Here is a 26128-nt window from a genome sequence, read left to right as displayed (position 1 = left end):
GACCGGGCGTCCTCGTCAGAGGCGGGGGTCCACCGGCTCGGACTCGCAGGCGAGGATCGCGAACACCAGCTCGTGGCGGCGCCAGAGCGGGGCGTCCTCGGCCAGCGCGTCCAGGGCGGCCAGGCCGAGACCGTGTTCCCGCAGGGCGAGCCCGCGCTTGCGCCCCAGCGACCGGCGGCGCAACGCGGCGAGCTGCGCCGCCTCGGTGTACCCGGGACCGTAGATGATCCGCAGGTACTCCCGCCCGCGGCACTTGATCCCCGGCTGGAGCAGCGAGCCCTTCGGCGAGCGGGCGGCCAGGCCCGCGTACGGCTTGACCACCATGCCCTCGCCGCCGGCCGCGGTGAGCGCCAGCCACCACTCGGTGGCGTCGGCCACCGCCGACTCGTCGGCCAGGTCCACCACCCGGCGCCGGGTCGGGGTGAAGAACTCCGGGTCGGCGGCGCAGAGCCGGTCGGCCAGCGCCAGGTGCCAGCCGTGGTCGCGGTCGGCGTAGCTCACCCCGGCCCCGGCCAGCACCGCGAACGGTGCCAGCGTCACCCCGCGCAGACCGTCCGTCGGCCGGACGTACGCCCGGTAGGCAGCCGAGTAGGCGGTGATCTCGGCGGCCCGCCCGGCCATCCGGTCGCGCAGCCCGGCCACCGGCATCCCGCGCCCGGCGGCGGTGTCCAGCGCGGCGAGCACCGCGGGCAGCGCGGCCCGCCCGGCCGCGCCGACGCCGGCGTACTGCTCGCGGATCAGCCCGCTCGCCTTCGCCGACCAGGGCAGCAGCTCGGCGTCGAGCAGCAGCCAGTCGGTGCCCAGCTCGGCCCAGAGGCCGGCGGCGGTGACCGCGGCGCGCACCCGGGCCAGCAACTCGCCGTCGAGCGGCGGGTCGAAGAACGGCCTGCCGGTACGGGTGTGCACCACGCCGCCGCCGAACCGGCCCGGCTCCCGCTCCACGAGCACCACCGCTCGCGAGCCCATGTGCTTCTCCTCGCAGACCACCCGGTCGACGCCCGCCGCGCGGTAGTCGGCGAACGCCTCGGCCGGGTGCTCCAGGAACCCGTCCACCGCCGACGTGGAGCAGGGCGCCATGGTCGGCGGCAGCCACACCAGCCGGCCCGGGTCGACCGCGAACCGGCTCATCACCTCCAGTGCGGCGGCGGCGTTCTCGGCCGGCACGGTCAGCGACCCGTACGCGTGGGTGAGGTGCCGCCGTCCGGTCACGTCGGCCAGGTCCAGTACGGTGTCCGGCCGCGACGGCGTGACCGGGACCAGCGGGCGGGCCGGGGCGTACCACTCCTTCACCGCCGGGACGGCCACCAGCTCCTTCTCCGGGTAGCGCAGCGCGGTGAGCTGCCCGCCGAACACGCAACCGGTGTCCAGGCAGATGGTGTTGTTCACCCACTCCGGCTCCGGCGTCGGCGTGTGCCCGTACACGACCATCGCCGAACCCCGGTAGTCCCGCGCCCACGGGTAGCGCACCGGCAGGCCGTACTCGTCGGTCTCGCCTGTGGTCTCGCCGTAGAGCGCGAACGACCGCACCCGGCCGGACGCCCGCCCGTGGTACGCCTCCTTCAGCCCGGCGTGCGCCACCACGAGCCGGCCGCCGTCGAGCACGTAGTGGCTGACCAGGCCGTCGATGAACGTCTCCACCCCGGCGACGAACTCCGGCGGCTCGGCCGCGAGCTGCTCCATCGTCTCGGCCAGGCCGTGGGTGAGCCGGACGTCCCGGCCGCGCAGCTTGCGCAGCAGCTTCTGCTCGTGGTTGCCCGGCACGCAGATCGCGTGGCCGGCCGCCACCATGCCCATCACCAGGCGGAGCACGCCGGGCGAGTCCGGGCCGCGGTCCACCAGGTCACCGACGAACACCGCGGTACGCCCCGACGGGTGCGCCGCGTCCACCGGGCGGCCCGCGTCGTCGTGCCGCAGTACGTAACCGAGCCGGGACAGCAGCGCCTCCAGCTCGGTACGGCAGCCGTGCACGTCCCCGATCACGTCGAACGGACCGGTCAGGTCGCGCCGGTCGTTGAACAGCTTCTCGTAGCGGATCTCCGCGGCGTCGATCTCGTCCACGCCGCGCAGCACGTGCACCTTGCGGAAGCCTTCGCGGGCCAGCCGGCCGTACGACTGCCGCAGGTCGCGCCGCATCCGGTTGAGTACCTGCCGGCCGTGCGTGCGGTCGGCGCGCGCCTCCGTACGCTCCCAGGCCACCGCCTCCGGTACGTCCAGCACGATCGCCACCGGCAGCACGTCGTGCTCCCGGGCCACCCGGATCAGCCCGGCGCGGGCGTGCGGCTGGAGGTTGGTCGCGTCGACCACAGTGAGCAGCCCTCGGCGCAGCCGGATGGCGGCGACGTGGTGCAGCGCGTCGAACGCGTCGGCGGATGCGGACTGGTCGTTCTCGTCGTCGGCCACCAGGCCGCGGAACGTGTCCGAGGAGAGCACCTGGCTGGGCGCGAAGTGCCGCCGGGCGAACGTGGACTTGCCGGAGCCGGAGACGCCGACGAGCGCCACCAGTGCCAGCTCGGGGATGTCCAGGACGGTCATCGGTTCGTCGCCTCCTTCCGGTCGGTGCTGGTGTTCTCATCGCGGTCGGCGCGGGTGAGCACCGCCATCTGGGTCGGCGTGCCCACCTCCGGGTCGTCGTCGCCGACGCCCCCGAGCACCGCCGTGTAGCCGTGCGCCGCCGCCACCCGGTCCACCCAGGCGGCGAACTCGGCCCGGGTCCACTCGAACCGGTGGTCCGTGTGCCGGAACCGGCCCGGCGCGAGCCCCTCGTAGCGCACGTTGTACTCGACGTTCGGAGTGGTCACCACCACCGTGCCCGGCCGCGCGTGACCGAACACCGCGTCCTCCAGCGCCGGCAGGCGCGGCGGGTCGAGGTGCTCGACCACCTCCATCAGCACCGCCGCGTCGTACCCCCGGAGCCGGTCGTCCCGGTAGGTCAGCGCGGACTGCCACAGCCGGATCCGGTCCCGCTGCCGCTCCGGAAGACGATCCAGACGCAGCCGCCGGGCCGCCATGCCGAGCGACCGGTCCGACACGTCGACGCCCACCACCTCGGTGAACCGCCGGTCGGCGACGAGCGCGGTGAGCAGCGCGCCGCCACCGCAGCCCAGGTCCAGCACCCGGCTCGCGCCGCTGCCCCGCAGCGCGGCGAGCACCGCCTCCCGACGCCGTACCGCCAGGGAGGCGCGGCGGACGTCCTCCGCCGTCCCGGCCCCGCCGCCCGACGACTCGGCCGGCTCTCCGGTCGGCGGCTCGATGCTGTCGTCGGCGGGCGGCTCGTCAGCCAGCCGTAGCTCGGTCAGCCGGGCCATCGCCTCGCCCGCGAGCGCCCGGCGGTGCGCCAGGTAGCGGCGCGTGATCAGGCCCCGCTCGGGGTGCCCGGCCAGCCAGCCGGCGCCCGCGCGCAGCAACTTGTCCACCTCGTCCGGCGCCACCCAGTAGTGCTTGGCGTCGTCGAGCACCGGCAGCAGCACGTACAGGTGGTTGAGGGCGTCCGCGAGCCGCAACGTGCCGGTCAGCGTCAGGTCGACGTAGCGGCTCTCGCCCCACTCCGGGTACGTCTCGTCGAGCGGGATCGGGGTGGCAGTCACGGTCCAGCCCAGCGGGGCGAAGATCCGTACCGCCAGCTCGGCGCCGCCCCGGCAGCGCAGCACCGGCACCCGTACGGTCAGCGGGATCGCGCTCGCGGCCAGCTCGGGACGATCGCGCGACTCACCCCGCAGGGAGGAGCGGAACACCTTCGCCAGCGCCGACGAGAGCAGGCTGGACGCCGCGTACGGACGGTCGTTGACGTACTGCCCGAGCGCGAAGCCCTCCGGCGCGCGGTTCCGGCGGCCGCCGCCCAGCTTGAGCGGATCGACCTCGACCAGCAACGCCGCCGTGCAGCGCGCCTCGTCCGCCTCCGGGTAGAACACATGCGCGGCACCGGCGGGCAGGTCGAAGGTCTGCACGCGGTCCGGATGTTTCACCAGGAGGTGGCCGAGGTCGGTCGCCGGGCGGTGGGTCGTGGTGAGGGTCAGCAACACTTGTCGATGATCTCTTGCGTTTCTGGGTTCTGTCGTGGGGGTTTCCGGGCAGCCGCGACGCCACCGCAATGTTCCGCCTGCCCGGAACCGTCCATCAATCGGACACCGGGAGGTGCAGTGACGTACGAGGAGTTCGCCGACGCGCGGTTGGGCGCCCTGCTGCGGTACGCGGTCATGCTGACCGGGGACCCGCACCAGGCGCAGGATCTGGTGCAGGACACCCTGGTCCGGGTCCAGCTCAACTGGCGGCGGGTGGCCCGCACCGACGCCCCGGAGCGGTACGTGCGCCGGATGCTCACCAACCAGTTCATCGACTGGCGGCGCGGATCGTGGGCGCGGCGGGTGCTGCTGCGCGGCGCGGCCGACGAATCGGTGCCCGCGCCGGCGGACCACGCCCAGTCCGCGGTGGACCGGGACCAGATCCGGTCCTGGCTGTCCCGGTTGCCCCGGCGTCAGCGCGCCGCGCTGGTGCTGCGCTACTACGAGGACCTGCCGGACGCGGAGATCGCCGAGATCCTCGGCTGCGCCGTGGGCACCGTCCGGTCCAGCATCTCGCGTGCGCTGGCCACCCTCCGAGCCGAACTCGTGGAGGTCTCCTGATGATCGAGGACGAGCTGCGGGCCGCGTTCGCCCGCCTCGAGGAGTCGACCCCGCCCGTCGGCCCGGTCCGGGCCGCCGTCGACCGGGCGGTGATCATCCGCCGCCGGCGTCGCCGGCGCGTACGCCTGGCCGGCACGGCGCTGGCGGTCGCCGCCGCCGCGCTCGTCGGTTTCACCGCGATGGCGCCCCGGCCACCGGCGCCCACGGCGGCGCCCGCGCCCGCCACGCCGGCGCCGGAGACCGGCGGCGCGCTGAACCTGCTGCTGCTCGGCGTCGACCAGCCGGTCGGCAGCCGGCGCGCCGACTCGGTGCTGCTGGTGCACCTGCCGGCCGACCGGAGCCGGCTCTACCTCGTGTCGTTCCCGCGTGACCTGCTGGTGCCGGTGCCGCCGCAGGGCGGGACGGAGAAGCTCAACGCGACGTTCTCCCGCGCCGCCGGGTCGGGCACCGACCTGACCGCCGGCTACCGGGCGACCCGCGAGGCGGTCGCCCGGCTGACCGGGGTACGCGTCGACGCCGGCGCGGTGCTCACGTACCCGGGGGCGCGCGAGCTGACCGACGCGGTCGGCGGCGTGCCGGTCTGCCTGCCGGCGCCGGTGCGTTCGGTGCACACCGAGCGGCGGTTCCCGGCCGGATGTCAGCGGCTCGACGGCCCGGCGGCGGTGGACCTGCTGCGGCAGCGGTACGGCCTGCGCGACGGTGGGCTGGACCGGGACCGCAACGCGGCGCGCTACGCCGCCGGCCTGCTCCGCCAACTGCGGGAGCAGGGCACGGCGACCGATCCGGCGCAGCTCGGCCGGCTGCTCCTACGGATCGGACCGGCCGTCACGATCGACACCGGTGACCTGTCGCTGCCGGCGCTGACCGCCGCGAGTGGTCGCGCAGCCGTGGCGGAGCCGGCCGCGCTCGCCTTCCCGGTACGCGACGAGTGGAACGGCCGCGGGTACGAGCCGGACCCGGAACTCGCCCCCGGATTCCTGGACGCGTTACGGGCGGACCGGCTGGCGCAGTGGGCCGCCGCCCACCCGGGGCAGGTCACCGCCCTGCGGTGAACGGGCCCCGGATCAGCGGTAGTCGTCCTCGTCGGCCGTGACGACGCGGGCCTGCTCCATGGCGTCCCAGTCGTCGACCTCCATGCCCCGGTGCGGCTCACCGTCCGTCTCGTCGGTCACCGTGGTGGCCTGCTCGACCGCGTCGGCCGGCTCGGCCTCCAGATCCCGCTCCTCCGGGGCGAGGTGGTCACTGGGGGCGAAGTCCTCGTCGGGCTGACCCATCGTCCCTCCCTGTTCTCCGTGCGGGCATCGTCCCCACCACCGTACGGGCTGCTCCGGGCCCTCGCTGGGCGGCGGGCGGAACGGCGGAGTCGGCGATTGTCCCGCTCCCGGCGCGCGGCCGGTGCCAGGATGGGAGGCATGGGCTTCCTGATCCGACTGGCGATCACCGCGGTCGCGTTGTGGATCGCGACCCTGATCGTGCCCGGAGTGGAGGTGAGCGGCCGCAACACCGGCAGCAACGTGCTCACCCTGATCGTGGTGGCACTGGTCTTCGGTGTCGTGAACGCGGTGCTCAAGCCGCTCATCAAGGTGTTCGGCTGCGTGTTCTACCTGCTCACGCTCGGCCTGTTCGCGCTCGTGGTGAACGCGCTGCTGTTCCTGCTGACCGACTGGATCGCCGGGGTGCTGAAGCTCCCGTTCCACGTGGACGGCTTCTGGGCCGCCTTCTGGGGCGCCATCGTGGTCGCGGTGGTGAGCTGGCTGATCAGCGTCGTCGTACCGGACCGGCTGGAGAACCGGTGAGCGGCGTCCGGGCCGGTTGTGCCCCGCTCACGCTCCTGCGGGATACTGCCCGCGGTGGACAGCGCGGTCCGGCGCAACCGTGGACGTGAGCGACCGGAACGGTCGCGCCCATGGAAGACAGCGGCCTGCACGGCCGAGAGCGGTTAGTAAGGAGCGTTCGACATGCCCATCGCTTCCCCCGAGGCTTACGCGGAGATGCTGGACCGGGCCAAGGCCGGCCGGTACGCGTACCCCGCGATCAACGTGACCTCCTCGCAGACGCTGAACGCGGCGCTCAAGGGCTTCGCCGACGCGGAGAGCGACGGCATCATCCAGGTCTCCACCGGTGGCGCGGAGTACCTGTCCGGCCCGTCCGTGAAGGACATGGTGACCGGCGCGACGGCGTTCGCCGCGTACGCGCACGAGGTCGCCAAGAAGTACCCGGTGAACATCGCGCTGCACACCGACCACTGCCCGAAGGACAAGCTGGACAAGTTCGTCCGTCCGCTGATGGCCATCTCGCAGGAGCGCGTCAAGAACGGCCAGGAGCCGCTGTTCCAGTCGCACATGTGGGACGGCTCGGCCGTGCCGGTGGCGGAGAACCTGGAGATCGCCGAGCAGCTCCTCGCCGAGGCCGCCAAGGGCAAGATCGTCCTCGAGATCGAGGTCGGCGTCGTCGGCGGCGAGGAGGATGGCGTCGAGAACGCCATCAACGACAAGCTCTACACCACCGTCGAGGACGGCCTGGCCATGGTCGACGCGCTCGGCCTGGGCGAGAAGGGCCGCTACATGGCGGCGCTGACCTTCGGCAACGTGCACGGCGTCTACAAGCCGGGCAACGTCAAGCTGCGCCCCTCGGTGCTGCACGACATCCAGGTGGCGGTGGGCGCCAAGTACGGCAAGGACAAGCCGCTCAGCCTGGTCTTCCACGGCGGCTCCGGCTCGCTGCTGTCGGAGATCCGGGAGGCGCTGGACTACGGCGTGGTGAAGATGAACATCGACACCGACACCCAGTACACCTTCACCCGCCCGGTCGCGGACCACATGTTCCGCAACTACGACGGCGTGCTGAAGGTCGACGGCGAGGTCGGCAACAAGAAGATGTACGACCCGCGCGTCTGGGGCAAGGCCGCCGAGGCCGGCATGGCCGCCCGCGTGGTCGAGGCCTGCGAGCACCTGCGCTCCACCGGCACCACCATGAAGTGACACCCCGCGTGTAAGGAAGGGCCCCTTGTTAACGCTCGGCGTTAACAAGGGGCCCTTCCTCTACCGGAGGCGTTAAAAGGGGGCCCTTCCTTTCACTGCACCAGCACCCGGACGGCCTCGTGCACGTCGTCGGTCAGGTGGATCGTGTGCGACAGGTCGCCGAACGGGGACGCGGCGAACAGCGGCCGCAGCAGCGACTCCACCGGCAGCTCCGTGGTCCAGTACGTGCGGTCCAGGAAGACGTACGCCCCGCTCGCCCCGTCGGTGCCGTAGAACGTCTTGGTGGCCGCCTGGAACACCTCCTGCACGGTGCCGGCCTTGCCGGGCGCGAACACGATCCCGCCCCGGGCCAGCCGCAGGATGGTGTCCTCCCGGATGGCGTTGGAGAAGTACTTCGCGATCCGGCCCGCGAACAGGTTCGCCGGCTCGTGGCCGTACAGCCAGGTGGGGATGGCCAGCCCGCCGGACCGGGCCCACTCGGTGCCCGGTGCCGACGGGCGGGGCGAGGGCAGCGACGTGCCGTCCGCGTACCGCTTGCGCACCGCCAGCGCCGCCGCCGTGTACCGGTCGTGGTCGGTGAAGTCCGGCGCGACGGCGAGCACGTCGATCGCGGCGGACAGCTCCTCGGCCGGCCAGGCCGCGAGGAACGCGCCGAGGTTCGCCGCCTCCATCACGCCCGGACCGCCGCCGGTGACCACCAGGCGGTCGGCCCGCGCCAGCTCCCAGCCCAGCACCGCGGCCATCCGGTACGCGACGCTGCCGCGCGGCACCGCGTGCCCGCCCATCACCCCCACCACCGACTGCGGCCCGTGCGCGGCCAGCCACGACCGGGTGGCGTCGGCCAGCGCGTTGTCCACACCGTGGTCGTGCAGTCGCTGCCCGAGCGCCTCGCGTACGTCCGGCAGCGCGCCGCCGTGCGCCCGGAAGTGCGCGTACACCCGGGTGTCGTACATCTCGGCGAACCCGCCCTCGGCGAACCCGGCGGCCAGCTCGTCGGCGGTGTAGAGGTGCGACGGCTGGGTCGGGTAGGGCAGCCCGGAGAACGGCGGGACCACGTTGGCGCCCCGGCGGACCAGGTCCGCGCCCACCTCGCGGCCGGCGAAACGGCAGCCCACGAAGAGCGTGCCGGTGACGTCGACGTCGCGCAGGTCGGGTACCGGGTCGAGGTCGAGGCGCAGGCCCTGCACGGTCAGACCGGCCAGGGTTCCCCCGGCCAGCCGCTGCTCGAACGCGGTGCGGGTCTCGATCTCGTTGACGTGGGGCGCGTGCGGCTCGATGACGTCCGCGGGTGGTGGGGTCGGCACCAGGCCATCCTGCCCCCGCGCGGCAAGTGCCGAAACCGGGACGGGGAACGACAGGAGCCCGGCGGGCACGCCGCCGGGCTCCTGCGTAACCGGGTCCTGGGGAGGCTCCGGATCTGTATTTGTAGTGCAAGAACCACGGCGGCGGCATGGGCCGCGGGTACGTGTGCTCCCGCCGCAGGCGTGACGAAACCCTCAGCCGTTCAGCCAACCGTCCGGGCGGGGCCCCTCGCGTACCCGTGGGCGAAGCGGGTTGAATGGGGCGATGCAGAACCTGTTGCCTGAGCCACCGGCCACCCTGCTCCCGGTCCACGAGGAGGCCGACGTCGCGCTGGCGGCGGCGGCCGAGCAGGGCACCGACGAGGCGTACGCCGAGGTCGCGGCCCGCTTCCCGACCTACAGTGCGGCCTGGGCCGCGCTGGCCGGCCGCTCGCTCGCCGCGGGTCAGGTCGTGACGGCGTACGCGTACGCCCGCACCGGCTACCACCGGGGCCTGGACCAGCTGCGCCGCAGCGGCTGGAAGGGCCACGGCCCGGTGCCCTGGTCGCACAAGCCCAATCGGGGCTTCCTCCGCTGCCTCTACGTGCTGTCCCGCGCCGCGGGGGAGATCGGCGAGGCGGACGAGGCGGCCCGGTGCGCCCAGTTCCTCCGCGACTGCGACCCGGCCGCCGGAGACGCGCTCTCCGGCGACTGACCACTGCCGCGACGGCCGGTCCCGATCCGGGCACCGGCCGTCGCGCCCGTCCTACAGCCCTTCCGCCACCGACGCGGCGATCTTCAGCCAGGCGTCCCGGGTGGCGGAGGAGAGCTGCCCGTACCGCAGCGGCTCGCCGGTGTCGATGAGCCGCTCGTACGGTGCCAGCAGCACCGCCCGGGTCCGCGCCGCGAAGTGGGCCTGGATCGCGGGCAGGTCGATCTCCTTGCGGGACGGCGGCATCGAGACCACTGTCACCGCCTGCCGGACCAGCCGCTGCCGGCCGCTCTGCTCCAGGTGGTCGAGCATCCGGGCGGCGGTCTCGGCCGAGTCGTTACGGGCCGACATGGTCACCACGAGCTGGTCGGTGGCGTCCATCGCGGCTTGCCAGTTCTGCGCCCGGACGTTGTTGCCGGTGTCCACGAAGATCAGCTTGTAGAAGCGGCTGACCACTTCGCGGATCTCCGCGAACGCGGCGGCGGTGAGCATCTCGCCGCCGGTCGCCGACTCGTCCGAGGCGAGCACGTCGAACATGCCCTCGCCCTGCGAGCGGACGTACTGCGACAGGTCGCCCACCCGGCCGTGCGCCCCCTGGAACTGGGCCAGGTCGCGCAGCATGTCCCGCACTGTACGGGCGTGGAAGTCCTGCTGGGCCCGCATGCCGAGGGTGCCCTGGGTCTCGTTGTTGTCCCAGGCCAGCACGTATCCGCCGCGCTTCTGGCCGAACGTCATGGCGAGCAGCAGGATCGCCACCGTCTTGCCGGCGCCGCCCTTCGGGTTGACCACTGTCACCTGGCGCAGCCCACCGAAGTTGCGGCGGACCATCTCGATGTCGCGCTTCATCTCCTGCTCGTGCCGCCCGGGCGCGAGCCGGACCAGCCCGATCTTGTTCACCACCGCGCGTACGCCCATGGTGGCCACCGGGTCGACCGGCCGGGCCTGGCGGCGGCGGGCGAAGTCCTCGGCGGTCGGGGGTACCGCCTGCTGCGGTGTCCAGCTCTGCTCCGGGTGGGGCGCTCCGGGCTGAGGCGGCGGTGGCGGCACCACCGGGCCGGACACCGGCGCCTGCGGCGGCGTCGGGCCGCCCGGCTGCGGTGCGCCGGCCTGCGGAGTCCAGCCGGGCGGCGGGTACCAGCCGGGCTGACCAGGTTGCGGCTGGTACGCGGACGGCGGGTAGCCGTTGCCGTACGGGGAGGGCTGCGCCGGCACGCCCGGCGACGGTGGGAACGGCCCGAGGCGGGGCGTCTGCTCGGGCGTGCCCGGCCCTGCCGGTCCGGTGCCGGAGGCCGGTGACGGCTGCGTCCCGGCGACGGTGGCCCGGCCCGCGGCGATGCCGTCGGCAGGGAGGGCGTCGGACGGTGGGGGCGGTGCCGGGGTGACGGTGGCGCGGCCGGACACCGTGCCGTCCTCGGGGAGGGCGTCAGGTGGCGGGGGCGGTGCCACGGTGGCCCGGCCGGAGGCGGTGCCGTCGGCCTCCGCCGCCTCGGACGGCGGAGCTGCTGCCTCGACGGGAAGCGGGTCCGGCGTGGTGGCGGAGTCCGATCCGGCCCGCTGCGGCGGCTGTGCCCACGGCGAGGTGGCCCGTCCGTTCCCGGCGCCCTCGCCGGCGGTCGCCGTTGCGGCAGTGCCGGGGGCGGGCGTGGCCGCCGGGACGTCCGCCGCCACCGGCGTGGGAGCGTCGGCGGGCGGGAGTGGCCAGGGCACCGACGCCCACGGCGGGATCGTGGCCGCCGCCGCATCGGTCTCCTCCGGCGGCCACAGCGGCTCGACGTCCCGCTGCGGCACCTGCGGCCGGCCCGGTACGTGGGCCCGGTCGTCGTTCTCGTGCACCACGGTTCCTCCCCATTCCTTCCGCCGAGGATAGGCGGTCCGGCCAGCGCCGCGAGCCGGGTGGGGATCGACCGAGGTCAGCCCGTCCAGACCGCCCAGGCGCCCGGCTCGGTCCACCAGGAGCGCTTGCGGCTCAGCTCGCCCTCGACGCCGTCGTCGAGGAAGGGCACCCTCTCGTCGCGGGGCACCACCGCCACCGCGCGTCCCCGCGCCCGGCGTACCTCCAGCCGGACCTTCTTCCGGCCCAACGCCGACCGGGTCACCACTGGTACGGCGACGCCCACCGTCACCCGCCCGTCGGCCGGATCCGGGCCGCCCAGCAGGTCCACCTCGCCGAGGCGCGCGTACCCGCCCGCGTTGCCGATCGCGCACGCGGTGATCGGCTCCGAACCGTCGCTGAGCACCGTGCCGTCGACCTCGACCCGGGCCCGCCAGTGCAGTGGGCGGCCGGCGTCGTCGGCGGCGCCGAGCAGCGCGCCGTCCAGCGTCACCGAGCCGCCGTCGTTGCGCAGCAGGTCGAGCCGCCGGGCGGTGCCGTCCAGCACCGCGGCGGCCACACCCGCCGGATCCCGGGGCAGCCCGAGCTGCGCGGCCAGGTCCCGCGCCGTCCCGGACCGGGCCGGATCGAGCGGCAGTACGCCGACCGGGGGCAGGTCGGGCACCGTACGGTCGTCGGCGAGGTCCGCGGGGCGACGGCTCGGCGGCGGAGCGTACCGGCGCACCAGCCGGCGCAGGACGGCGCGCAACTGACCGTCACTCGCCGTGGCGACGATGAGCCGGGTCTTGCCGTCGGAGTCCGGCCAGGTGAGGCCGTCGGCGCGCGGCGGGCCGTCGAGGCGGGCCAGCACCTCGTCGATCTCGGAGTCCGACCGGGCGGTCACCGTGGTCACCCGGGCGCCCCTGGCGGTCAGCTCGTCCGCACAGGCCAGCACCGGTACGCGCGGCGTCTCGCAGCGCTCCTCGCCGGTCTCGGCGGCGGTGTCGTCCGCGCCGCCGCAGCAGGCGCCGCCGCTGCCGCAGCCACCACCGGGAGCGTCCCGGTCCGAGCCGAGGGTGAGCAGCACCACGTCGTACACGAAGGAGCCTCCTGCTTCTCGACCAACCCCTGCTGGTCCCGCCGTCACTACTTGTTAGCCTGACACCCCGGGCTCGCTGACCGGTCGCCACCTGGCACCCGAGCCTTCTGGAGGCGAGAAGATGCCAGCGATCGTGCTGCTCGGCGCCCAGTGGGGCGACGAGGGCAAGGGCAAGGTTACCGACCTGCTGGGTGAGCGGGTCGACTACGTCGTGCGCTACTCCGGCGGCAACAACGCGGGCCACACGGTGATCACGCCGGACGGCCAGAAGTACGCGCTGCACCTCATGCCGTCCGGGGCGCTGTCACCGAGCGCGATGATCGTGATCGGCAACGGTGTGGTGGTCGACCCGAAGGTGCTGCTGCAGGAGATCGACGGGCTCGCCGAGCGCGGCGTGGACGTGTCCCGCCTGCGCATCTCCGGTGACGCGCACCTGATCATGCCGCACCACCGGGCGCTGGACCGGGTGGTCGAGCGCTACCTGGGCAGTTCCCGCATCGGCACCACCGGCCGGGGCATCGGTCCCGCGTACGGCGACAAGGTCGCCCGGATGGGCATCCGGCTCCAGGACCTGCTCGACCCGGGCATCCTGCGCAAGAAGCTGGAACTCGCGCTGCGCGAGAAGAACCAGCTCCTGTTCAAGGTCTACAACCGCAAGGCGATCGACGTCGAGGAGACCGTCGAGGAGTACCTCCAGTACGCCGAGCGGCTGCGCCCGTACATCGCCGAGACCCGGGTGATGCTCTGGGACGCGCTCGACCGCGGCGAGACCGTGCTGCTGGAGGGCGCCCAGGCCACCATGCTCGACATGGACCACGGCACCTACCCGTTCGTCACGTCGTCGAACCCGACGGCCGGCGGGGCGTGCGTGGGCGCGGGCATCCCGCCGACCGCGATCACCAAGGTCATCGCGGTGAGCAAGGCGTACACGACGCGGGTGGGCTCCGGCCCGTTCCCGACCGAACTGTTCGACGACAACGGGCAGCACCTGCGCAAGGTCGGCCACGAGTACGGCACCACCACCGGCCGGGAACGTCGCTGCGGCTGGTTCGACGCCGTGGTGGCCCGGTACGCGTGCCGCCTCAACGGCGTCACCGACCTGGTGGTCACGAAGCTGGACGTGCTGACCGGCCTGGCCAAGGTGCCGATCTGCGTCGGGTACGAGATCAACGGCGAGCGTTTCGACGACATGCCGATGACGCAGACCGACTTCCACCACGCCACGCCGATCTACGAAGAGCTCGACGGCTGGTGGGAGGACATCACCAAGGCGCGCACCGAGGACGAGCTCCCGGAGAACGCGAGACGCTACATCGCGCGGATCGAGGAGCTGACCGGCACCCGGGTGAGCGTGGTGGGCGTAGGCCCAGGCCGAGAGGAGAACGTCCTCCGCCACCCCCTCCTCCCCTAACCCCACCCCCACCCACCCACCCACCCACCCACCCACCCACCCACCCACCCCGCCCTCCCGGCCCCACCCCAGACCACCCCAGACCACCCCGTTGATCATGAAGTTAGCGGCCGTTTTGTAGATCCACATCGCCGCTAACTTCATGATCGACGGGGCGAGGGCGAGGGTTATCCACAGGGTGGGGTGGGTTGTCCACAGGGGCCCCGTGGGGGTGGGGTGCGCGGGGACGCTCGGTGGGTGGAACGGGCTTGGGTGATCCGGCAGATCGCGAGTGACCAGGGTGGCGTCGTCACCCGTGCGCAGGCGCTCCGGGCCGGCTACAGCCGGCACGAGATCGACAACCTCGTCACCTCGCGTCGGTGGCGGCGGCTGGCTCGCGCGACCTACGCCGTCGAGCGCACCGGATCCGACGGCGTGGAACGGCGTCGTCAGATCCGGGCGGCGGTCCTGTCGCTGGGCCCGCAGGCGCACGCCGTCCTCGGCACCGCTGCCGAGCTGTACGGGATCGCGGGGCTGCCGAGAACGGGCGCGATTCACGTCGCGGTCCCGGGGCGCGCGGCCCGGCCGTCCCGCGTCAGGGATCCTGCCGTGACGCTGCACCAGTTCGAGCATCCCGAGCAGGCGCTGACGACCGTCGACGGCATTCCGGTGACGGCTCCCACGCACACGCTCGCGGGCCTCGTCCTCCGGGTGCGTCGCTACGTCGCGGTGGCTCTGCTCGACTCGGCGCTCAACCAGGGGAGGATCACCGAGGAGGAGTTCGGTGCCATCCCCGCCCTGATCGCGGGGCGGCGGGGCGTGGTGCACGCACGTCGCCACCTGGCCGAGGCGAACGGAGCCGCCCAGTCGCCGCTGGAGACGCGTACCCGGCTGCGGTGCGTCGACGGCGGCGTCCCGCCGGACGCCCTCCAGATCGAGGTACGCGACGCCGACGGTTATCTGCTCGGCGTCGGCGACATGGGCTGGCGGGCCGCCCGGGTGATCGCCGAGGCGGACGGGAGTGGTCCGCACTCCACGCCCGATGCCCTCTTCGACGACCGGCAGCGGCAGAACCGCCTGACCAACGCCGGCTGGACCGTCCTCAGGTTCACCTGGCCCGACACCCTCCGCCCCGACTACATCCCCCAGGTCGTCCGTGCGGCGCTGGCCGCAAGGATCCGGCGCTGACCATGAAGTTGACGGCGATGTCGATCTCACATCCTGCCGTCAACTTCATGATCGACGGGGTGGGGTGGGGCGGTCAGTAGGATGCCGGTCGTGCGCGTACTTCTTGTGGGTGGTGGTGGGCGGGAGCACGCTCTCGCGCTCGGACTCGCCGGGGATCCGGCTGTCGAGGCGCTCGTCGCGGCTCCGGGGAATCCGGGGATCGCCGCGGTGGCCGAGCTGCGGGAGGTGACACCCACCGACCCGGCGGCGGTGGCGGCCCTCGCCGTCGAGGTCGCGGCCGACCTGGTGGTCATCGGGCCGGAGGCGCCGCTGGTGGCGGGCGTCGCCGACGCGGTACGCGCCAAGGGCATCGCGGTGTTCGGCCCGAGCGCGGAGGCGGCCCGGCTGGAGGGCTCGAAGACGTTCGCGAAGGACGTGATGACCGCTGCCGGTGTGCCGACCGCCCGCGCGTACACCTGCGAGGACGCGGCGGCGGTGGCGCACGCGCTGGACGAGTTCGGCGCGCCGTACGTGGTGAAGGACGACGGGCTCGCCGCCGGCAAGGGCGTGGTGGTCACCGACGACCGGGCGGCCGCCGAGCGGCACGCGGCGGAGTGCGGCCGGGTGGTGATCGAGGAGTACCTGTCCGGTCCCGAGGTCTCCCTGTTCGTGGTGACCGACGGCGAGGCGGCGGTGCCGCTGCTGCCGGCGCAGGACTTCAAGCGGGTCGGCGACGGCGACACCGGGCCGAACACCGGCGGCATGGGCGCGTACACGCCGCTGCCGTGGACCCCGCCGAACCTGGTCGACGACGTGATGCGCGACGTGGTGCACCCGACGCTGGCGGAGCTGCGCCGCCGGGGCACACCGTTCGCCGGCCTGCTCTACGTGGGCCTGGCGATCACCCCGTCCGGCCCGCGTGTCATCGAGTTCAACGCGCGCTTCGGCGACCCGGAGACGCAGGTCGTGCTCGCCCTGCTGGAGACGCCGCTGGGTGGGCTGCTGCACGCCGCCGCCACCGGCACGCTGGGCGCGCACCCGCCGCTGCGGTGGCGCGACGGCGCCGCTGTGACGGTAGTGGTGGCGGCCGACGGCTATCCGGCGGGCCCGCGTACCGGTGATGTGATCACCGGCGCGGACCGCGCCGGGATCATCCACGCCGGCACCCGCCGGGACGCCGACGGCACGTTGCGGTCCGCCGGCGGCCGGGTCCTCTGCGGTACGGCGACCGGGCCGGACCTGGCCGCCGCGCGCGACGCCGCCTACGAATTGGTACGCGACGTGGAGCTGGCCGGTTCCCACTACCGCACCGACATCGCGGCGGCGGCGGTGGACGGCCGGATCACGATCCCGGGCTGAGCGTCCCGCGCCGGCGGCCGGCCATCCGGTTGAGCACGTTCGCCGTGGCCCGCTCGATGCGCGGGTCGCGGTGCCCCTGCCGGTCCAGCGCCAGCGTCCAGCCGAGCGTGCCGCTGGCGAACACCACGGCGCCGCGTGCCGTCTCGTAGACGTGGCTGCTCTGGAGCCGTCGGCCGCCCTGCTGCGCCGGGTACGGCGACGCGCTGAGCGTGGTCCCGGCGGGCCGGGCGAGGGCCGCGTGCAGCCCGTCCGCCTCGCCCGCCACCACGCCCGGGATGCGGTCACCGTCGGCGACGCCGGTGCCGGACCACACCCAGCTGTCGGCACCGCGCACCACGAGCGGCTGCGGGGTCAGCACGATGCCGTTGTACTGCACGCCGAGCAGCGCCTGTTCCGGCCGGTCGAGGTCGCGCCACGTCAGCGTCGGGTCGCCGGTGCCGGCGCCCGGGTCGGGGAGCGTCTTGGCGCACTCCACGATCCGTTCGGGGCGGCCGCCGGCGGCGGGGCGTACGCGGACGTGCCAGTAGACGCTGTTCGCGCCGAGGAACGCGAGGCTGGTGCCCCCGTCCAGGCCGACCTCGGTGGCGCGGCGCATCTCGGCCGACCAGTACTCGTCGTGCCCGCAGAACACCAGGCCCCGGTACCGGGCCGGGTCGAGTCGCCCGGAGTGCAGGTCGAAGCTGGTGGCGTAGCTGACGTCGTAGAGGTTGCGTTCCAGCCACCGGACCGCTGCCTCGTCGCGGTCGAAGTGGGTGGGCAGGCCCGCGTCGGCGTACGGGCGGTCGAACGAGACAGCGCGTGCCCGCAGCGCCGGGTCGCGCCGCCCGTCGGGCCGGTAGCCGTTGTAGAGGCTCTTGCCGACGCGCCGGTCGCGCGGCCACTGGTTGTACGCCTGCCAGGTGGTCACCGGCAGCACCACGCAGAGCGCGGCCGGGCGCCTGTCGTCGCGCACCACGAACGGCGTGCACGCCCGCCAGCCGCCGGCCGAGGTGAAGACCGCCTGGTAGAGGCCGGAGGTCCAGCCGTGCGGGACGGGCAGGCGCCACGACACCGGCCACCGGCAGTCGAGCACGCCGGTGTCCGGGTCGGCGACCGGCACCGGCTGCGGCTCGCCTCTCAGTGCGGGGCTGGTCAGCATCGTGCGGGCGCCCGCGCCGTCGTACCAGCCGATGCGGTGCACGCTGATCCGGAACCGGCCGCCCGGGTTGACGGCGACGTGGAAATCGATCACCTCGCCGGGGGCGACGCTCGTCGTCGAGGCGTACCCCTGGATCTGACGCCGCCGGTCGTCGGCGGCCCGGCCGCCGCGTTCGGGCCACCACGCCTCACCGGCGGCGCGGTTCTCCCGCTCGACGGGCGGAACCGGCCACCGGGTGGGTGGGTCGTCGGGCCGTCCGTGGACCGGGTCGAACGAGCCGAGCGCGGCGGCGGACGCGCCGCCGACGAGGAGGCCGAGCGCGGTACGCCGCCGAAACCGGTCCATTGTGGTGCTCCCCGTTCCCCGTTCGATCGGGAGAGAAGGTAGCACCGGGTGGCCAGGGCTGTCCGACCGATGTTGATCAATCGAAGTAGCGGCGCAGCTCCCGGGTGAGCACCTTGCCGGTGGCGTTGCGCGGCAGGTACTTCACGAACACCACGTCGCGGGGCACGGAGAAGCGGGCCAGGTAGCGCCGGACGTACTCGCGGACCGCCTCCGGGTCGAGCGTCTCGCCGGGGCGCAGCGCGAGGAACGCGGCCAGCCGCTGGCCGTAGTCGGGGTCCGGTACGCCGATCACCGCGACCTCGCGGACCTGCGGCAACCGGGCGATCAGATCCTCCACCTCGGACGGGAAGACGTTCTCGCCACCCGAGACGATCATGTCGTCGGCCCGGCCGTCGACGAAGAGCAGTCCGTCGGCGTTGAGCCGGCCCAGGTCGCCGGTGTCGAGCAGTCCGTCGCGGCTCTCCCGGCCGGTGCCCGAGGTGTAGCCCTCGAACAGCATCTCGTTGCCGACGAAGATCCGTCCGACCTCGCCGTCGCGGACCGGCCGGCCGGTCTCGTCCAGGATGGCCAGCCGGGTGCCGTGCGGCGGCCGGCCCGCGGTGGTGGGTGCGGCGCGCAGTTCGGCCGGGCCGGCGATGGAGGCCCAGGAGACCTCGGTCGAGCCGTAGAGGTTGTAGAGCACGTCGCCGTAGCGGTCCATGAAGGCGGTGGCCAGGTTGCCGGGGAGCGCGGATCCGCTGACCGCCACCACCTTGAGCGGCGGCCGGGGCTGCGGCGGCGCGACCTCCATCAGTCGTTGCAGCATCACCGGTACGGCGAACATCGCGTCGCACCGCTGGTCGACGAGCGCGGCGAGCGTGGCGGCCGGGTCGAAGCGCCGGTGCAGCACGACAGTGGCGCGCAGCGCGAACGAGACCTGGAGTGCGGCGTACCCCCAGGTGTGGAAGATCGGCGCGGCGATCATCACGGTGTTCTTCGCGTGCAGCGGAATTCTGTCGATGATCGACACCAGCGGGCCGAAGCCGTGCGGGGTGGGCCGGCGGGCACCCTTGGGCGCGCCGGTGGTGCCGGAGGTCAGCACTATGGTGCGGCCGTCGCGCTCCGGCGGCTGGAGCTTCTCCCCGGGCACGGCGGCGGCGATCAGCTCCTCCTGCCCCCGCTCGTCGACCCGGTGCAGCTCGGCCGGGAGGCCGAGGACGCGTTCGGTGAACTCGCCGTCGTGCACCAGGACGCGCAGGCCCTGTTCCTCGGCCACAGTCACCAGTTGCGCGGCGGACAGGCCGGTGTTGACCAGGACGGCGTCCGCGCCGAGCAGCATCGTTGCGACTATCGCCTCGATCAGGCCGTGGTGGTTGCGGCAGAGCACCCCCACCCGGTCGCCGGTCTGCACGCCGAGGTGGGAGCGCAGCGACCGGGCCAGCCGCTCGGAGCGGTCGAGCAGTTCCTGGTACGTCATGGTGGCGCCCTGCTCGTCGACCACGGCGACGCGGCCGGGGTCGCGGGCGGCGGCCTGGCGCAGCTCACCGGCGAGGCTCCAGCCCCACCGGCGCAGCGCGTTGAGCTGGGAGACCACGCGGATCGGTCCGCCCGGGGCGAGCAGTCCACGTCGGGTCAGCGTGGCGGCGATGAACGGCAGGTCCACGGCGCAACTCCTTCGCGTTCGTGGTTCGTCGACCAGGCTCCGGACGGTCGGCCGTCCGGTTCGGCGTGATCTTGTGCCCGATCGCGGTTCGGGTCGGCCCGGGAGCGGCGGCCCGGCCCGCGACGACGTTCCCTGCCGTCACGGGCCGGGTCGCGGCCCGCCGGCGCTCAGCGGATCTGCATCCCGGAGATGGCGCGGGAGATGACCAGCCGCTGGATCTCGGAGGTGCCCTCGAAGATGGTGTAGATCTTGGCGTCGCGGTACCACCGCTCCACCGGGTGGTCGCGCAGGAAGCCGGCGCCGCCGAGGAGCTGGACCGCCTTGTCGGTCACCGAGACGGCCACCTCACCGGCCTTGAGCTTGGACATCGAGCCCTCACCGGCGGTGAACGGCCGGTTGTTACGGCCCATCCAGGAGGCGCGCCAGACCAGCAGCCGGGCCGCGTCGATCTCCATCTTCATGTCGGCGAGCGCGAACGCGACCGCCTGGTTGGCGATGATCGGACGTCCGAACTGGACCCGCTCCTTGGCGTAGTCCAGGGCGTACTCGTAGGCGGCGCGGGCCACGCCGAGCGCCTGCGCGCCGACTGTCGGGCGGGACAGCTCGAACGTCCGCATCGCCGCCTGACCGGAGGCGCGCTGCCCGGACCGGGCACGGGCCAGACGCTCGTCGAGCGCGTCCTTGCCGCCGAGCAGGCAGCGGCCCGGCACCCGGACGTCGTCGAGGAAGACGTCCGCGGTGTGCGAGGCGCGCAGCCCTAGCTTGCGCAGCTTGCGGGTGGCGGTCAGACCGGGAGTGCCTGGGGGTACGACGAACGCAGCCTGGCCGCGCGAGCCCAGCTCCGGCTCGATCGAGGCGGTCACGACGTGCACCCCGGCGATGCCGCCGTTCGTGGCGTACGCCTTCTGCCCGTTGAGCACCCACTCGTCGGTGGCCTCGTCGTAGACGGCGCGGGTACGCATCGAGCCGACGTCGGACCCGGCCTCCGGCTCGCTCGTGCAGAACGCGGCCACGGCCGGGGAGTCGACGTCGCCGAAGCACTGCGGCACCCACTCGACGAGCTGCTCGGGGCTGCCGGCGCCGTAGATCGCAGCGACCGCGAGGGAGGTGCCGAAGATGCTCAGGCCGATGCCGGCGTCACCCCAGAAGAGTTCCTCGCTGGCGATCGGCAGGGAGAGGCCGGTGGGGTCGGCCCAGCAGGTGGCGAGGAACTCGAACCCGTACAGGCCGACCTTCGCGGCCTCCTGGATGATCGGCCAGGGGGTCTCCTCCCGGGCGTCCCACTCGGCCGCGGCCGGGCGCACGACTTCGGCGGCGAAGCCGTGCACCCAGTCGCGAAGGTCCCGCTGTTCCTCGTTCAGGTCGAGCGAGAACTCGGCCATGTCAGGCCTTGGGGATGTCGAACAGGTTGGCGATGTTGGCGGCCAGGCCCAGGTCGCCCTTGGCCTTCAGCTTGCCGGTCATGAACATCATCACCGGGTTGGCGCCACCGGAGACGATCTTCAGGAACTCGACCGGGCCCATGGTGAGGCTCAGCTTCGGGTCGCGGGTCGCGGTCTCCGAGACGGTGCAGGTGCCGTTCTCGATGACGATCTCGTAGGTGTCGGTGCCACCGTCCGGACGGCCGGTGATGTTCCAGTGGATGACCGCGTTCGTGGCACCGGCGCGGTCGGCGCGGAACAGCGTGGGCATCCGGTTGAAGACCTCGCTGAGGATCTTGCCGCGCGCGTCACCGGACATGATCTCGGCGATCTTGGCGTCCGGCGTGGACTTGACCAGCTGCGCGAACTCCTTCGGGCCGACGTTCGCGAAGTTGGCCGGGTCGAAGTCAGTCATGGGGGATTGCACCTCTCGGGCGGGGCCACTTTGGTTACTCTGGCGTAACCTTACGCACGGGTAGGTATGCTCGCAAGGGTGTCCAGCACGCCGACCTTCAAGCGCCTCCCACGCGCCGTACGCGAGCAGCAGATGCTCGACGCGGCGGTGAAGGTGTTCTCCCGCCGCGGCTTCCACGCCGCCAGCATGGACGAGATCGCCGACGACGCCGGCATCTCCAAGCCGATGGTGTACGCCTACCTCGGCACCAAGGAGGAACTCTTCATCGCCTGCCTGCACCGGGAGAGCACCCGGATGATGGAGGCGATCGCCGGCGCCGCCGCCCCCGACCTGCCCGCCGACGAGCGGCTCTGGCGCGGGCTGCGCGCCTTCTTCGGCTTCGTCGGCGCACACCGCGACGGCTGGGCGGTGCTCTACCGGCAGGCCCGCGGCTCCCAGCCGTTCGCCGCCGAACTCGCCGCCATGCGGGGCCGGCTGGTCGAGGTGGTCGCCGGGATGCTCGACCACGCGCTACGCGCCTCCGGCCGCGAGATCGGCGCCACCGACCTGGAGGTGGTCGCGTACGCGCTGGTCGGGGCCAGCGAGTCGCTCGCCGACTGGCTGGCCGACCACCCGGAGGCGGACGCCGGGAAGACGGCGACGCGGATGATGAACGTGGCCTGGCTCGGCGCCGACCAGCTCCTGCGCGGCGTCACCTGGCATCCGCCGGCGGCGTAAGGAAGGGCCCCTTCTTAACGTCTCCGGTAGAGCAAGGGTCCCTCCTTAACACCTGCGGCGCGCGGCGCCCCCGGGCCCAGCGCACCACCTCCACCACCAGCGTCACGGTGAGCGCGAGCCCCAGCCCGAACAGCAGGCCACGGACCGGATCCCGCTCGAAGGCCAGCCCACCGAGATAGCCCACCGACGCCGAGTAGGTGCCCCAGGTGGCGGCGGCGAGCGCGTCGAAGGCGAGGAACCGCCGTCGGGGAAAGCGGGTCGCACCCATGGTGAGGGTGACCGCGGTCCGGCCGCCCGGCACGTACCGGGCGACGGTGAGGACGAGTCCGCCGCGCACCGCGATCCCGCGCCGGGCCCGGTCCACCGCGGCCCGCCGACGGCTCTCCCGTGGCAGCCGGTCCAGCAGCCGTGCGCCGCCGTGCCGGCCGATCGCGTAGGAGACGTGGTCGCCGACCAGCGCGCCGAGCGCGGCCACGCTGATCACCAGCGGCAGGTCCGGCTGGCCGGTGGCCGCGAAGACGCCCGCCGTGATGACCGCCGTCTCGCTCGGTACGACGGGGAAGAACCCGTCCACCACGGCGATGGCGAACAGCGCCAGATAGACCCACGGCGAAGAGATCGTGTCGTGGAGCAGTTCGAGAGCGGCATCCATGGCGTCGATGCTGGTCCGGCCGGCGTACCGGGGAATCTGCCGTCGGTCGGCCGTGGGGGTCCACTTTCGTCGTGCCCTACCCGGAGAGCGTCTCGGGGTGGCCACCCAACCCTCCCCGAGCCCGTCCCCGGCGCGGGCCGATCCGGCCTAGGCTCGCCCGATGACCACCTGGCCCGGTGCCGTACGGCGGGTCGCGCCGTATTCTCCGGTGCTGTTGGCACTGACGGTGGCCGTCGCCACCTGGGCCTCGGCCACCGGCGGGCTCGGCGCCCGTTCGCCGCTGCCGCCGGTGGTGATCGTCCTGATCGCCCTGGCCACCGGCGCCTCGGTGCTCAGCGCCCGGCGCTGGGTGCTGCCCGCCGCCGCAGCCGCCTGCTGGCTGGTGCTGGTCGCCTGGGCGCCCGTCGTGCTCGCCTCCTGGCGAGCCGGCACCGGCCTGCGGGGCCGGCAGCTCGCCGCGTACCTGATCGGGACGTTCCCCGTCATGCTCGCGGGCATGGCGGTCGGCAACGCGCTGGGCGGCCAGCGCCGCCTTCTCGTCGCCGGCCCGGGCAACGCGATGATGTCCTACGCCTGGCTGGTGATCGCACCGGCGCTCGTCGGGCTCTGGATCGGGGCCCGGCGGGACGCCCTGACCGCGTTGCGGGACCGCGCCGAGCGGCTGGAGCGCGAGCGGAAGGCACACGCCGAGCGGGTGCGTGCGCAGGAGCGGGCCCGGATCGCGCGGGAGATGCACGACGTCGTGGCGCACCGGGTCTCGCTCATGGTGGTGCACGCGGGTGCGCTGGAGGTGACCACCGCCGATCCGGCCACGGCCGAGGCGGCCGCGGTGATCCGGTCCACCGGCCGGGCCGCCCTGACCGACCTGCGGGAGGTGCTCGGCGTACTCCGGCAGGAGCCGCCGCTGCCGGTCGCCGGCTGGGACGGGATCGACGAGTTGATCAGTGAGTCGCGCGCCGCCGGCCTGCGGGTCGACCGCGTGGACGATGGGACGCCCGGGCCGGTGTCGGACGCGGTGGCCCGGACCGCGTACCGGGTGGTGCAGGAAGGGCTGACGAACGCGCGCAAGCACGCGCCGGGCGCCGCGGTCGGCGTCCGCGTGCGTCACCTGCCCGACGGGATCGAGGTCGCCGTCCGTAACGACAGGTCCGACGGCGCCGGTCCGGTCCTGCCCGGCGCCGGTCTCGGTCTGGTGGGCCTGCGGGAACGGGTGGAGCTGACCGGCGGGAGGCTCGCGGCCGGTCCGACCCCGGACGGGGGATTCCTGCTGCGCGCGTTGGTGCCGGTCGGGGAGGCGACGTGATCCGGGTCGTGATCGTGGACGACGAGCAGCTCATCCGCGCCGGGCTCCGGCTCATCCTGGAGGCCGCGCCGGACATCGCCGTGGTCGGCGAGGCCGCCGACGGTACCGAGGCGCTGGCCGCCGCTGTCCGGCTACGCCCCGACGTGGTGCTGCTGGACGTTCGCATGCCCGGCGTCGACGGGCTGGCCGCCGCCCCCGGAATCGTGGCCGCCGGACCGAAGGTGGTCATGCTGACCACCTTCGACCTGGACGAGTACGTGCACGAGGCGCTCCGGGCCGGCGCGGTCGGCTTCCTCCTCAAGGACACCCCGCCCCGGGAACTCGCCGCCGCCGTACGGACCGTCGCGGCCGGGAACGCCATGCTCGCGCCGACAGTGACCCGGCGGCTGATCCGCTCCTTCGCCGAGCGTGGTCCGGCGCGACGGGAGGCGGCCCGGCAGCGGCTGTCCCGGCTGACCGAGCGGGAGGCGGCGGTCGTGCGCGAGGTGGCCCGGGGTGACGGGAACGCCGAGGTGGGCCGCCGGGTGGGTGCCAGTGAGGCGACAGTGAAGACGCACGTCAGCCGCGCGCTGGCCAAGCTCGGCGTGGCCAACCGGGTGCAGCTCGCCATCCTCGTACACGACGCCGACCTGCTGGAGTGACGGCTCCGGTCAGCGGCCGGCGGCGCGCTCGCGGGCGCGCCGCCGCGCCCATCGGACCGCCTCGAACAGGCCGGTGACGGCCAGCGAGATGGCGACGCCCGCGAGCAGCCCGGACAGCGGATTGTGCTCGAACGCCAGCCCACCGAAGTAACCCAGCAGCCCGCAGTAGACCCCCCAGGTGAGGCACGCCAGGCCGTCGTACAGCAGGAACGTGCGCGCGGGATAGCGGACCGCGCCCATGGTCAGCGTGACCGCGGTGCGGCCGCCGGGGACGTACCGGGCGGTGGTCAGGATCATCCCGCCGCGCCTGTCGACCGCCCGGCGGGCCCACTCCGAGCCGGCCCGCCGCCTGCTGTCCGCCGGGAAGCGGGCCAGCCGGTGCGCGCCGCCGCCGCGCCCGATCGCGTACGAGATGTGATCGCCGACGAGCGCGCCGAACGCGGCGGTCAGGATCACCAGTATCAGGTTCGGTTCGCCGCCGGCCGCGAAGACCCCGGCGGTGATCACCACGGTCTCGCCGGGGACCGCCGGGAAGAACGCGTCGACGGCGGTGACCGCGATGATCACCAGGTACACCCACGGCGACGTCACCGTGTGGTGCAGCAGGTCGAGTGCGTCCCCCATGCACCCATGCTCGGTGGTGCGGTGTTAAGCAGGGGCCCTTCCCATACAAAAGGCGTTAACAAGGGGCCCTTCCTTCTCCTCGGCCGTCGGCCCGTGCGACGTGAGCACCACCGGCGCGCCCAGCGCCTCCGAGACCGCCGCCGGCCAGTCGGCGGGCGCCTCGTCCAGCACCGGCCGGGCCCGCAGCAGCCGCTCGGTGAGCGCCGCCTGCCGGTCCAGGTCACCGGCCGGGCCGGGGACGAGCCGGTCCACGCCCTCGTACCGGCGGCAGATCCGCAGCTCGGGCCGGGCCAGGTCGAGGTGGGTGAGCGCCAGCCCGTCGACGCCACCGGCGACCTCCAGCGCGTACCGGTGGGCGACCGCGTCGAAGTGCCCGAACCGGAACCGGCCCTGCCAGGGGTTCGTCCCGTTGTGCCGGTCGGCGAACGGCAGCGCCGCGTCCTCGGTGACCAGCGGTCCCGGACCGTGCCGGGTGGTGGTCGTGCGCAGCACGCCGAGCCGCTGCGCGGTCCCGGCCAGGCCCGCCTCGGCGAGCAGCGTCTCGGCGTTGGCGAACGTCGTGGTGCTCCACGTCGTGTACGGGTGGAAGCCGTGCCACTCGTCCAGCAGCACCCCCTGGGCGCCCTCGAACACGCAGGTGCCCTCGCGCAGCGCGCTCGCGAGCCAGGTCCGGTCGACGATCGCGACCCGGCGCGCGAAGGCCGCGTACGCGGGCAGGCAGTCCTCCACCGGCGGCGCGTCGAGCGGGCCCAGTTCGGCGGTGAGCCGGTCCCGTAGCGCGGTCAGCCGCCGGCGCAGCACCGCCGGGCGGCG

General features: G+C 73.7%; 24 protein-coding genes. 11 read left to right on the top strand and 13 right to left on the bottom strand.

Annotated features, from left to right (window positions below):
* Nucleotides 1-15: 15 nt before the first annotated feature.
* The gene (locus ACPCK6_RS04750; RefSeq protein ID WP_396881698.1) at nucleotides 16-2532 is read right to left on the bottom strand and encodes a polynucleotide kinase-phosphatase; all 2517 of its coding nucleotides are present in this window, start codon (nucleotides 2530-2532) and stop codon (nucleotides 16-18) included.
* Complete coding sequence (locus tag ACPCK6_RS04745; RefSeq protein ID WP_423480435.1) at nucleotides 2529-4019, bottom strand: 3' terminal RNA ribose 2'-O-methyltransferase Hen1; 1491 nt, start codon at nucleotides 4017-4019, stop codon at nucleotides 2529-2531. The genes ACPCK6_RS04750 and ACPCK6_RS04745 overlap by 4 nt, the downstream gene beginning before the upstream one ends.
* 117 nt (nucleotides 4020-4136) lie before the next feature.
* Here ACPCK6_RS04745 and ACPCK6_RS04740 point away from each other — a divergent pair, with 117 nt between their 5' ends.
* Nucleotides 4137-4619 carry a SigE family RNA polymerase sigma factor gene (locus ACPCK6_RS04740; RefSeq protein ID WP_396881696.1) on the top strand — a complete coding sequence of 161 codons (483 nt, stop codon included), beginning with the start codon at nucleotides 4137-4139 and terminating at the stop codon, nucleotides 4617-4619.
* A complete protein-coding gene (locus ACPCK6_RS04735; RefSeq protein ID WP_423480434.1) occupies nucleotides 4619-5671 on the top strand; it encodes an LCP family protein in 1053 nt (350 codons plus the stop codon). The genes ACPCK6_RS04740 and ACPCK6_RS04735 overlap by 1 nt, the downstream gene beginning before the upstream one ends.
* A 12-nt stretch (nucleotides 5672-5683) precedes the next feature.
* On the opposite strand, the gene ACPCK6_RS04730 is transcribed toward ACPCK6_RS04735, so the two are convergent.
* Nucleotides 5684-5893, bottom strand: coding sequence for a hypothetical protein (locus ACPCK6_RS04730; protein WP_120572362.1), 210 nt, complete (start codon nucleotides 5891-5893; stop codon nucleotides 5684-5686).
* 138 nt (nucleotides 5894-6031) lie between these two features.
* Here ACPCK6_RS04730 and ACPCK6_RS04725 point away from each other — a divergent pair, with 138 nt between their 5' ends.
* Nucleotides 6032-6415 carry a phage holin family protein gene (locus ACPCK6_RS04725; protein WP_135242722.1) on the top strand — a complete coding sequence of 128 codons (384 nt, stop codon included), beginning with the start codon at nucleotides 6032-6034 and terminating at the stop codon, nucleotides 6413-6415.
* A gap of 162 nt (nucleotides 6416-6577) precedes the next feature.
* The gene (gene fbaA, locus ACPCK6_RS04720; RefSeq protein ID WP_194800169.1) at nucleotides 6578-7600 is read left to right on the top strand and encodes a class II fructose-bisphosphate aldolase; all 1023 of its coding nucleotides are present in this window, start codon (nucleotides 6578-6580) and stop codon (nucleotides 7598-7600) included.
* Nucleotides 7601-7692: 92 nt separating this feature from the next.
* Here fbaA and ACPCK6_RS04715 read toward each other — a convergent pair whose 3' ends face one another.
* Nucleotides 7693-8904, bottom strand: a complete 1212-nt coding sequence (locus ACPCK6_RS04715; RefSeq protein WP_396881694.1) for an LOG family protein — start codon at nucleotides 8902-8904, stop codon at nucleotides 7693-7695.
* 262 nt (nucleotides 8905-9166) lie between these two features.
* Between ACPCK6_RS04715 and ACPCK6_RS04710 the strand changes: the two genes are divergently transcribed.
* On the top strand, nucleotides 9167-9595 hold the full coding sequence (locus tag ACPCK6_RS04710; RefSeq protein WP_396881693.1) for a DUF3151 domain-containing protein: 429 nt from the start codon (nucleotides 9167-9169) through the stop codon (nucleotides 9593-9595).
* Nucleotides 9596-9646: 51 nt separating this feature from the next.
* Here ACPCK6_RS04710 and ACPCK6_RS04705 read toward each other — a convergent pair whose 3' ends face one another.
* Nucleotides 9647-11428, bottom strand: a complete 1782-nt coding sequence (locus ACPCK6_RS04705) for a MinD/ParA family ATP-binding protein (protein ID WP_423480433.1) — start codon at nucleotides 11426-11428, stop codon at nucleotides 9647-9649.
* Between the two features lie 74 nt (nucleotides 11429-11502).
* Nucleotides 11503-12501: a diacylglycerol kinase family protein gene (locus ACPCK6_RS04700; protein WP_423480432.1), complete on the bottom strand. Its 999-nt coding sequence runs from the start codon at nucleotides 12499-12501 to the stop codon at nucleotides 11503-11505.
* Between the two features lie 121 nt (nucleotides 12502-12622).
* Between ACPCK6_RS04700 and ACPCK6_RS04695 the strand changes: the two genes are divergently transcribed.
* The 3 genes from ACPCK6_RS04695 to purD all read left to right on the top strand — a co-directional run bounded on the left by ACPCK6_RS04695 (nucleotide 12623) and on the right by purD (nucleotide 16417).
* Nucleotides 12623-13912 (top strand): adenylosuccinate synthase, encoded by a 1290-nt coding sequence (locus tag ACPCK6_RS04695; RefSeq protein WP_013473426.1) that lies wholly within the window; start codon nucleotides 12623-12625, stop codon nucleotides 13910-13912.
* A gap of 237 nt (nucleotides 13913-14149) precedes the next feature.
* Complete coding sequence (locus ACPCK6_RS04690) at nucleotides 14150-15079, top strand: type IV toxin-antitoxin system AbiEi family antitoxin (protein ID WP_423480431.1); 930 nt, start codon at nucleotides 14150-14152, stop codon at nucleotides 15077-15079.
* Nucleotides 15080-15169: 90 nt separating this feature from the next.
* Nucleotides 15170-16417, top strand: a complete 1248-nt coding sequence (gene purD / locus ACPCK6_RS04685; protein ID WP_423480430.1) for a phosphoribosylamine--glycine ligase — start codon at nucleotides 15170-15172, stop codon at nucleotides 16415-16417.
* On the opposite strand, the gene ACPCK6_RS04680 is transcribed toward purD, so the two are convergent.
* The 4 genes from ACPCK6_RS04680 to ACPCK6_RS04665 form a co-directional block, all read right to left on the bottom strand.
* Nucleotides 16401-17900, bottom strand: a complete 1500-nt coding sequence (locus ACPCK6_RS04680) for a N,N-dimethylformamidase beta subunit family domain-containing protein (RefSeq protein WP_423480429.1) — start codon at nucleotides 17898-17900, stop codon at nucleotides 16401-16403. The genes purD and ACPCK6_RS04680 overlap by 17 nt on opposite strands.
* Nucleotides 17901-17976: 76 nt before the next feature.
* Nucleotides 17977-19542: an AMP-binding protein gene (locus tag ACPCK6_RS04675; RefSeq protein WP_423480428.1), complete on the bottom strand. Its 1566-nt coding sequence runs from the start codon at nucleotides 19540-19542 to the stop codon at nucleotides 17977-17979.
* Nucleotides 19543-19709: 167 nt separating this feature from the next.
* Nucleotides 19710-20924 (bottom strand): acyl-CoA dehydrogenase family protein, encoded by a 1215-nt coding sequence (locus ACPCK6_RS04670; protein ID WP_423480427.1) that lies wholly within the window; start codon nucleotides 20922-20924, stop codon nucleotides 19710-19712.
* A gap of 1 nt (nucleotide 20925) precedes the next feature.
* Nucleotides 20926-21378 (bottom strand): SCP2 sterol-binding domain-containing protein, encoded by a 453-nt coding sequence (locus tag ACPCK6_RS04665; RefSeq protein ID WP_194800159.1) that lies wholly within the window; start codon nucleotides 21376-21378, stop codon nucleotides 20926-20928.
* Between the two features lie 78 nt (nucleotides 21379-21456).
* On the opposite strand from ACPCK6_RS04665, the gene ACPCK6_RS04660 reads away from it, so the two are divergent.
* Nucleotides 21457-22095 (top strand): TetR/AcrR family transcriptional regulator, encoded by a 639-nt coding sequence (locus ACPCK6_RS04660; RefSeq protein WP_396883783.1) that lies wholly within the window; start codon nucleotides 21457-21459, stop codon nucleotides 22093-22095.
* On the opposite strand, the gene ACPCK6_RS04655 is transcribed toward ACPCK6_RS04660, so the two are convergent.
* Nucleotides 22070-22747, bottom strand: a complete 678-nt coding sequence (locus ACPCK6_RS04655) for a DedA family protein (RefSeq protein WP_396883784.1) — start codon at nucleotides 22745-22747, stop codon at nucleotides 22070-22072. The two genes, ACPCK6_RS04660 and ACPCK6_RS04655, sit on opposite strands and share 26 nt — an antisense overlap.
* A gap of 160 nt (nucleotides 22748-22907) precedes the next feature.
* On the opposite strand from ACPCK6_RS04655, the gene ACPCK6_RS04650 reads away from it, so the two are divergent.
* Nucleotides 22908-24050, top strand: coding sequence for a sensor histidine kinase (locus ACPCK6_RS04650; RefSeq protein ID WP_423480426.1), 1143 nt, complete (start codon nucleotides 22908-22910; stop codon nucleotides 24048-24050).
* A complete protein-coding gene (locus ACPCK6_RS04645) occupies nucleotides 24047-24691 on the top strand; it encodes a response regulator (protein WP_423480425.1) in 645 nt (214 codons plus the stop codon). The genes ACPCK6_RS04650 and ACPCK6_RS04645 overlap by 4 nt, the downstream gene beginning before the upstream one ends.
* A 9-nt stretch (nucleotides 24692-24700) precedes the next feature.
* On the opposite strand, the gene ACPCK6_RS04640 is transcribed toward ACPCK6_RS04645, so the two are convergent.
* On the bottom strand, nucleotides 24701-25315 hold the full coding sequence (locus tag ACPCK6_RS04640) for a DedA family protein (protein WP_423480424.1): 615 nt from the start codon (nucleotides 25313-25315) through the stop codon (nucleotides 24701-24703).
* Nucleotides 25316-25339: 24 nt separating this feature from the next.
* A partial coding sequence (locus tag ACPCK6_RS04635) for an adenylosuccinate synthetase (RefSeq protein WP_423480423.1) occupies nucleotides 25340-26128 on the bottom strand: 789 nt, incomplete at its 5' end.

It is taken from the genome of Micromonospora sp. AB353 (assembly GCF_049538395.1).
Classification (GTDB): Bacteria; Actinomycetota; Actinomycetes; order Mycobacteriales; family Micromonosporaceae; genus Micromonospora; species Micromonospora aurantiaca.
This window is presented reverse-complemented; position numbering and strand designations above follow the sequence as displayed.

Bases quoted from the DNA above. Each gene is read 5' to 3' on its own strand.
- ACPCK6_RS04750 (WP_396881698.1), bottom strand. From the start codon at position 2,532: ATGACCGTCCTGGACATCCCCGAGCTGGCACTGGTGGCGCTCGTCGGC.
- ACPCK6_RS04735 (WP_423480434.1), top strand. From the start codon at position 4,619: ATGATCGAGGACGAGCTGCGGGCCGCGTTCGCCCGCCTCGAGGAGTCG.
- ACPCK6_RS04730 (WP_120572362.1), bottom strand. From the start codon at position 5,893: ATGGGTCAGCCCGACGAGGACTTCGCCCCCAGTGACCACCTCGCCCCG.
- ACPCK6_RS04725 (WP_135242722.1), top strand. From the start codon at position 6,032: ATGGGCTTCCTGATCCGACTGGCGATCACCGCGGTCGCGTTGTGGATC.
- fbaA (WP_194800169.1), top strand. From the start codon at position 6,578: ATGCCCATCGCTTCCCCCGAGGCTTACGCGGAGATGCTGGACCGGGCC.
- ACPCK6_RS04710 (WP_396881693.1), top strand. From the start codon at position 9,167: ATGCAGAACCTGTTGCCTGAGCCACCGGCCACCCTGCTCCCGGTCCAC.
- ACPCK6_RS04695 (WP_013473426.1), top strand. From the start codon at position 12,623: ATGCCAGCGATCGTGCTGCTCGGCGCCCAGTGGGGCGACGAGGGCAAG.
- ACPCK6_RS04680 (WP_423480429.1), bottom strand. From the start codon at position 17,900: ATGGACCGGTTTCGGCGGCGTACCGCGCTCGGCCTCCTCGTCGGCGGC.
- ACPCK6_RS04670 (WP_423480427.1), bottom strand. From the start codon at position 20,924: ATGGCCGAGTTCTCGCTCGACCTGAACGAGGAACAGCGGGACCTTCGC.
- ACPCK6_RS04665 (WP_194800159.1), bottom strand. From the start codon at position 21,378: ATGACTGACTTCGACCCGGCCAACTTCGCGAACGTCGGCCCGAAGGAG.
- ACPCK6_RS04655 (WP_396883784.1), bottom strand. From the start codon at position 22,747: ATGGATGCCGCTCTCGAACTGCTCCACGACACGATCTCTTCGCCGTGG.
- ACPCK6_RS04650 (WP_423480426.1), top strand. From the start codon at position 22,908: ATGACCACCTGGCCCGGTGCCGTACGGCGGGTCGCGCCGTATTCTCCG.
- ACPCK6_RS04640 (WP_423480424.1), bottom strand. From the start codon at position 25,315: ATGGGGGACGCACTCGACCTGCTGCACCACACGGTGACGTCGCCGTGG.